Below are 7,210 nucleotides of genomic sequence, written 5' to 3'. Positions count from 1 at the left end.
GCCCCCACCCTGACCACCCGAACTGCACGCTCGACGCCACCACGTGTCGACATCCGCCGCGTCGACGGCGTGAGCCAGCGCCCCAGCCCAGTCTCACCTGCTCAGGGCACGGCCCGGACCGCCTGCTCCACCGACCACGACTTTCCCGCACTCGACCACGACCTTCAGGTCGTCAACCGCGCCACAACGACCTCGACGCCGTTCTCGACACCCACCGCCCCGCCGAAGGATCAGCCCTGCACCGGGTTGCCCGTCCCCTCCCGGAAACCCTCGGCGAATCCCTCGCGGTACCCGTCGGCGTACCCGCCCTCGTGGGCGACCCGTTCGATCGCCGCCCGACCGGCCACCTGCCCCGCGGTCACTCCCCGCGCGTACGCCTCCGCGGATCCTTCCCGGAACATGTCGGTCTCCGAGGCCCGCACGAGCACCCGCGCCCCTGGACCGTCCTCGTCGGTCACGAACCGTCCGAGGCCGCGCACCACGGCCACGGGTCGTCCCGAGGCCTTGCCGCGCACGAGCTCGGACGCCGCCGCGATCTGGTCCGCCACGGCCGTCACGGTCACGGACAGCTCTCGCCCGTGGGAGTCGACGCCGCCGCGCAGGTCGTCGAGCGCGACCACCCCGGCGACGCCGATCGCGAGGTCCGTGAGTCCTTCGCGCCACGCCCGCCCGGCGGTGTCGGACACGACGACCCCGGCGCGCACCCCGAAACGTTCCGCGAGCGCCGCCCGCAGCGCGCGCGCCGAGGCGTCGGGGTCGAGGGGCAGCAGCAGCACGGTGCCCTCGGGGGTGTTCGAGGCGTCGACGCCCGCGGCGGCCATGACGAGCCCGAGCCGGTTCTCGACGATGCGCAGCACGCCCCCGGGGTACGGACGCGTCGCGACGACGCGCACGGTCTCGTCGGTGATGGCCTGCTCGCGGTCGGCCGCCGCGACGACGCGCCCCTCTGCCTTGGACACGACCTTGCTCGTCACGACCACGACGTCCCCGTCGCGCAGCCCGCCCTCACGGTCGAGCGCGTCCCCGACGATGCGCGCGAGGTCGTCCCCGGGCGAGACCTCGCCGATGCCCGACGGCGCCACGACCGTGAAGCGGGTCTCGTCACCCTCGGCGTGGCGCGCCCCGGGCGACGCCGCCGCACCGGGCAGGGCGGCGTCGTCGGGCCGGGCGGTGGGCATGTCCGTCACCGGACGAGCTTCGGCAGGACGTCGCGCGAGAACGTGTCGATCCACTCGCGCTGGTTGCGGCCCACGTTGTGCAGGTAGATGCGGTCGAAGCCGAGGTCGACGAACTTCTGGATGTAGGCGCGGTGCACGTCGGGGTCGGACGAGATGACGAGCCGTCCCTCGAAGTCCTCGGGGCGCACGAGCTTGGCCATCTGCTCGAAGTCGAACGGCGAGCGGATGTCGGCCTTGGGGAACTTCATGCCGCCGTTGGGCCACTCCGTCATGGCGTTCGTGAGCGCCTGCTCGTCGGTCTCGGCCCATGACATGTGGAGCTGGAGGACCTTGGGCATCGTCTGGGGGTCGCGACCGGACTCGCGGACGCCGTCGTCGAACTTGCCGAACAGCATCGAGATCTTCTCGAGCGGAGCGCCGACGGTGATGAGGCCGTCGGCGTGCTTGCCCGCGCGCTTCGCGGTGACCGGTCCGGCCGTGGCGACGAGGATCTCGGGGGCGACCTCGGGCATGGTCCACAGCCGCGTGGACTCGTGCTTGTAGAACTGCCCAGAGTGCTTGGTGTCCTTGCCCGCGAGCGACGCGGCGAAGAGCTTCTTGATGATGTCGATGGCCTCGAACATGCGGTTGATGCGCTCGGGAGCCTCCGGCCAGTACTGCGCCGTGACGTGCTCGTTGAGGGCCTCGCCCGAGCCCAGGCCGAGCCAGTGACGTCCCGGGTACATCGCGGCGAGCGTCGCCGAGGCCTGCGCGACCATCGCGGGGTGCCAGCGGAACGTGGGCGCCGTGACACCGGGTCCCAGGTCGCCGCGCGTGCGCTCGCCGAGGGCGGACAGGACGTTCCACACGAACGCCGAGTGCCCCTGTGCGGGGACCCAGGGCTGGAAGTGGTCCGCGGCCATGACGCCCGAGAACCCCTTGCTCTCGGCGTACTCGGAGAGGGCGATGACCTCGGTCGGGTGGAACTGCTCGAGCATGGCGGCGTAGCCGATCGTCAAGTCCATGGACCGACCTTAGTACGGGTGCCCCTCGCGATCGCCCGGTATCGGGTACCTGCTCGTGGGCGGGTGCCCGGCCCGAGGGCCGGGCAGCCGCCCATGCGCTCAGCGGGGGCGGGTCACGTGAACAGCGGGGTCAGCGCCGCGTACTCCTCGACCGAGCCGTCGCGCAGGCAGACCTCGATGATCTGGCGTCCCAGCGGGTCCAGGTCGTCGGTGAGGAACTGCTGGAGCTCGCTCTTGAAGAAGTCGGTGATGATCTTCGCGCCCGCGTCGTACGCCTCGACGCCCACCTGCGACTGCATCTCGGGCTTGAGGAAGGTCGGCCGGACGAGCTGTCCGTCGATCTTCATCTCCTGGAGCGTGTAGCCGAACAGGGGGCAGCGCGAGGGGGTCAGCTCTTCGGCCCGCAGCTTGCCGCCGCCGCGACGGGCGAGGTACTCGCGGGTGAGCCACTCGGCCGCGAAGTCGACCTTGTAGGCGCCGATGTGCTGGTTGGGCGTGAGCACGTAGCGCGTGCGGTCCATGTCGACGAGCTGGCGCAGCAGCAGGTTCGCCGCCGCGACCTTGGTGCCGGTCGAGAAGGGCCAGTACGACCCGACGCCCTCGGCGACCATGCCGCCGTGGGCCAGCTTGTCGGTCGCGGTCTTGGACTCGCCGATCGACGGGTTCTTGTCCCCGCGCGGGGCGATGAGCCGCCAGATCCACGCGAGCGACGGCGGCACGATGTGCATCATGCCCATGATCCCGTAGGTCGGGTTGTCGCGGGTGCAGGCCGGCATCCGGGCGCCGAAGGTCCGCACGTCGACCTCCTCCGCACCCGTGACGTCGGTCAGGAGGTGACGGGGCACGACCACGCGCGGGTTGGGGCAGCGCTTGCCGGTCGAGTCGAGCGTGTGCTCCCAGGGCAGCACGGTCGCGTCGGGCACGCCGTCGATGTTGAAGAAGACGAGCGGCTGGTCGGGGTGGATGCAGGCCCGTTCGAGGTGCGCGTCCTGGCCGTAGCCCGTGAGGTTGTCGACGCGGACGAACCACCCGTCCTCGGCGTCGGCGACGACGAGGCGCCCGTCGCCGGTCTGCAGGTCGACGTGGCACAGGGTCATGTCGTCGGTCACCGGGTCCAGCGCGCTCGTCTCGCCCAGGTTGATGACGTAGGGCTCGTCGGTCACGACGTTGGTGCCGAGCAGGATGCGCCCGTCCTCCTGGCGACGGATCTCCTGGCACATCTCGGACTTGCCACCGCCCGACGCTCCCTCGTGCATGATCACGGTCTCGTTCTCGTACGGGGTCGTGACGCGGACCGAGGACGCGTGCGCGGTGACCCACCCCTCCTGCTCCCCGACGTCGAGCAGGACGGAGAAGACGCCCTTCTTGGCGCTGGGACCCGGGTAGAGGTTGTACGCGAAGACCTCGTGCAGCGTCTCGGAGCGGTCGTGGACCACGACCTGGCGGCCGTCGAAGTGCGTGTGGCGGAAGGGCGGCGCGACGTACAGGATCGAGCGCGGCTCGAACGGACCGATCTCCTCGAACGTGACCCAGCCCTGCAGGTCCACGAGCGTCAGCGCGAAGAACGCGGAGTTGACGGGGCAGATCGCGAGCGAGGGGTAGCCGTGCGTGAGGCCGCCTGCCTTGAAGGGCACGACGACGAGGTCCTGCCCCGCGAGCCATTCGAGCGTCTCTGCCTTGACGTCGGTGAACTCGGCCCCGAACACGTCCCGGTAGCGCGGCTTGTCGGTGGGCAGGTCGTCGGCGATGCGCATGCAGTCGGGGTCGCGGCGACGCATGTAGTCCTCGGGGTAGTTCACGGCGATGCCGTTCTTGCACCGCACCACCTCGGCCTCGGGCACCGGCGTGCCGAACACGTCGTACTCGACGGTGAACCGCGGCCCGCCCTCGGGACCGAGCGCGAGCCGGTAGAGCTCGTCGCGGGAGGACGGGACGATGACGTTCGCGCAGGCATCCAGGACGGCCTGGACAGCGGGGGGAAGGACCATGCCGGCGGGGATGGTTCCGGTTCCGTGCACGGCCACGCTGTCGATCAATGTCATTGCAACTCCTGGGTCGGACCTCGAACGAAAGGCGTCGAGATGATGGGGCGCGTCCACGTACGCCCCCGCCTTTGCTTGAAGGTTACGAGCCGATGACCATGTCAACCAGGGACCTTTGACCTTTGTTTCATTCGGGAAAACTCGGGCACCCCGGCTCCGTCCGGGGGCCGGCCGTTTCACAGGAGCCTCCGAGATTCTGGGAGAATGTCGTCCATGAGCTCACCCGCCGAGGGCACCACGCCCGCACCCGCCACCCAGACCGCCGCCGCACCCGCCCCCGCCGAGGGCACCGAGGTAGTCCGCGCCGTGGTCGGCGAGGTACCGGACAAGGTGAGCCTCGACGGCCTCGAGACCAAGTTCGACGCCGCCTGGACCGAGCAGGGCACCTACTCGTTCGACCGCACGAAGACGCGCGAGCAGGTCTACTCGATCGACACCCCGCCGCCCACGGTCTCGGGCTCGCTGCACGTGGGTCACGTGTTCTCCTACACGCACACCGACGTCGTCGCACGCTTCCAGCGCATGCGCGGGCGCGAGGTCTTCTACCCCATGGGCTGGGACGACAACGGCCTGCCGACCGAGCGCCGCGTGCAGAACTACTACGGCGTGCGCTGCGACCCGTCGCTGCCGTACGTCGAGGGCTACGAGCCGCCGCTCCAGGGTGCCGAGGGCAAGAGCGTCAAGGCCGCCGACCAGCAGCCCGTCTCGCGACGCAACTTCGTCGAGCTGTGCGAGCGCCTGACGGCCGAGGACGAGGTCCAGTTCGAGGAGCTGTGGCGCCGCCTGGGCCTGTCGGTCGACTGGTCGCACCACTACCAGACCATCGGCGTCCCGGCCCGCGTCGTCGCGCAGAAGGCGTTCCTGCGGAACCTCTCGCGCGGCGAGGCATACCAGTCCGAGGCTCCGGGCCTGTGGGACGTCACGTTCCAGACGGCCGTCGCGCAGGCCGAGCTCGAGGCGCGCGACTACCCCGGCCACTTCCACAAGGTCGCGTTCCACGCGCCCGGCGGCGAGAAGGTCTACATCGAGACGACGCGCCCCGAGCTGCTCGCGGCCTGCGTGGCCCTCGTCGCGCACCCCGACGACGAGCGCTACCAGGGCCTGTTCGGCACCACGGTCACCTCTCCCCTGTTCGACGTCGAGGTGCCCGTCCTGGCGCACCCCGCCGCGCAGACGGACAAGGGCGCGGGCATCGCGATGTGCTGCACGTTCGGCGACCTGACCGACGTTCAGTGGTGGCGCGAGCTCCAGCTCCCGACGCGCTCGATCATCAACCGTGACGGACGCATCACGCGCGAGACCCCCGCCTGGCTCACCTCGGAGCGGTCCGTCGCCCTGTTCGAGGAGATCGCGGGCAAGACGACGTTCTCGGCGCGCACGGCCGTGGTCGACGCGCTGCGCGAGGCCGGCGACCTGGACGGCGAGCCCGTCGCGACCCAGCGCAAGGCGAACTTCTTCGAGAAGGGCGACAAGCCCCTCGAGATCGTGACCTCGCGCCAGTGGTACATCCGTAACGGCGGTCGGGACGTGGCGCTGCGCGAGGAGCTGCTCGCGCGCGGCAAGGAGCTCGACTTCCACCCCGAGTTCATGCAGGTGCGCTACGAGAACTGGGTCGGGGGCCTCAACGGCGACTGGCTCGTCTCGCGCCAGCGCTTCTTCGGCGTCGCGATCCCCCTGTGGTACCCCGTCCTGGAGTCGGGCGAGACCGACTACGAGCACCCCATCGTTCCCGACGAGGCGCTCCTGCCGATCGACCCGTCCTCCGACGTCCCGGCGGGCTACACGGCCGACCAGCGCGGCGTCCCGGGCGGTTTCGTGGGCGAGCCCGACGTCATGGACACCTGGGCCACCTCGTCGCTGACCCCGCAGATCGCGGGCGGCTGGGAGTCCGACCCCGACCTGTTCGAGCGCGTCTTCCCCATGGACCTGCGCCCCCAGGGCCAGGACATCATCCGCACCTGGCTCTTCTCCACGGTGGTCCGCTCGCACCTCGAGCACGGGTCGCTGCCCTGGACCAACGCCGCGATCTCGGGCTGGATCCTGGACCCCGACCGCAAGAAGATGTCCAAGTCGAAGGGCAACGTCGTCACGCCCATGGGCCTGCTCGAGGAGCACGGCTCGGACGCGGTCCGCTACTGGGCGGCCTCGGCGCGACTGGGTACCGACGCGGCGTTCGAGGTCGGCCAGATGAAGATCGGCCGCCGCCTCGCGATCAAGGTCCTCAACGCGTCCAAGTTCGCGCTGTCGTTCGGCGGCAGCGAGATCACGCTCGACCCCGCTCTGGTGACCGAGACGATCGACCGCGCGATGCTCGCGGGCCTCGCCGACGGCGTGGACCGCGCGACCGAGGCGCTCGAGACCTACGACCACACGCGCGCCCTGGAGCTCTCGGAGACCTTCTTCTGGGCGTTCTGCGACGACTACCTCGAGCTCGTCAAGGACCGCGCCTACGGCGCTGGTGCCGGACCCGACGACGTCACGTCCGCGACGCAGTCGGCTCGCGTCGCGCTCGCCCTGGCCCTCGACACGATGCTGCGGCTGTTCGCGCCGTACCTGCCGTTCGCGACCGAAGAGGTGTGGTCGTGGTGGCGCACGGGTTCGGTGCACCGTGCACCGTGGCCCACGTCGACCGGTCTGCGCACGGGCGCCGGCGACGCCGACCCTGCGGTCCTGACCGCTGCGGGTCACGCGCTGGCCGCGCTGCGCAAGGTCAAGTCCGAGGCCAAGGTGTCGATGCGCACCCCGATCCTCGCGGTGACGCTGGCCGTTCCCGCCGCCTCGATCGAGGGCGTGCGCGCCGCGGCGGAGGACGTCCGCGGCGCGGGCCGCGTGACCGGCTCGCTCGACCTGGTCGAGGCGACCGACGGCCAGGGCGACCCGGCCGTCCAGGGTGGCATCGTCGTCGTGCAGTCCGAGCTCGGTGAGCCCGAGGTCCGCAACCGCGGCTGACGCCCTCACGAACGGCGCAGGGCCCCGACCGCACGTG

Annotated in this window: 4 protein-coding genes; 1 reads left to right on the top strand and 3 read right to left on the bottom strand. The window is 70.8% G+C overall.

Annotated elements, in window-relative coordinates; genetic code table 11:
- Positions 1-230 precede the first annotated feature (230 nt).
- The 3 genes from ACFRCR_RS15180 to ACFRCR_RS15170 form a co-directional block, all read right to left on the bottom strand.
- Entirely contained in the window at positions 231-1,178 is a 948-nt protein-coding gene (locus ACFRCR_RS15180) for a coenzyme F420-0:L-glutamate ligase (RefSeq protein ID WP_377678679.1), read from the bottom strand.
- Between the two features lie 5 nt (positions 1,179-1,183).
- Positions 1,184-2,182 carry a TIGR03557 family F420-dependent LLM class oxidoreductase gene (locus ACFRCR_RS15175; protein WP_377678678.1) on the bottom strand — a complete coding sequence of 333 codons (999 nt, stop codon included), beginning with the start codon at positions 2,180-2,182 and terminating at the stop codon, positions 1,184-1,186.
- Between the two features lie 113 nt (positions 2,183-2,295).
- Complete coding sequence (locus ACFRCR_RS15170) at positions 2,296-4,224, bottom strand: DUF4914 family protein (RefSeq protein ID WP_377678677.1); 1,929 nt, start codon at positions 4,222-4,224, stop codon at positions 2,296-2,298.
- Positions 4,225-4,437: 213 nt separating this feature from the next.
- Here ACFRCR_RS15170 and valS point away from each other — a divergent pair, with 213 nt between their 5' ends.
- Positions 4,438-7,173 carry a valine--tRNA ligase gene (gene valS, locus ACFRCR_RS15165; protein ID WP_377678675.1) on the top strand — a complete coding sequence of 912 codons (2,736 nt, stop codon included), beginning with the start codon at positions 4,438-4,440 and terminating at the stop codon, positions 7,171-7,173.
- Positions 7,174-7,210: the final 37 nt, after the last annotated feature.

Origin of the sequence: Oerskovia sp. NPDC056781 (assembly GCF_042789955.1) — a bacterium.
GTDB lineage: Bacteria > Actinomycetota > Actinomycetes > Actinomycetales > Cellulomonadaceae > Oerskovia > Oerskovia rustica.
The sequence above is the reverse complement of the archived record's forward strand: the minus strand, read 5'-3'. Positions and strand labels throughout refer to the sequence as shown.

Bases quoted from the DNA above. Each gene is read 5' to 3' on its own strand.
- valS (WP_377678675.1), top strand. From the start codon at position 4,438: ATGAGCTCACCCGCCGAGGGCACCACGCCCGCACCCGCCACCCAGACC.
- ACFRCR_RS15180 (WP_377678679.1), bottom strand. From the start codon at position 1,178: ATGCCCACCGCCCGGCCCGACGACGCCGCCCTGCCCGGTGCGGCGGCG.
- ACFRCR_RS15170 (WP_377678677.1), bottom strand. From the start codon at position 4,224: ATGACATTGATCGACAGCGTGGCCGTGCACGGAACCGGAACCATCCCC.
- ACFRCR_RS15175 (WP_377678678.1), bottom strand. From the start codon at position 2,182: ATGGACTTGACGATCGGCTACGCCGCCATGCTCGAGCAGTTCCACCCG.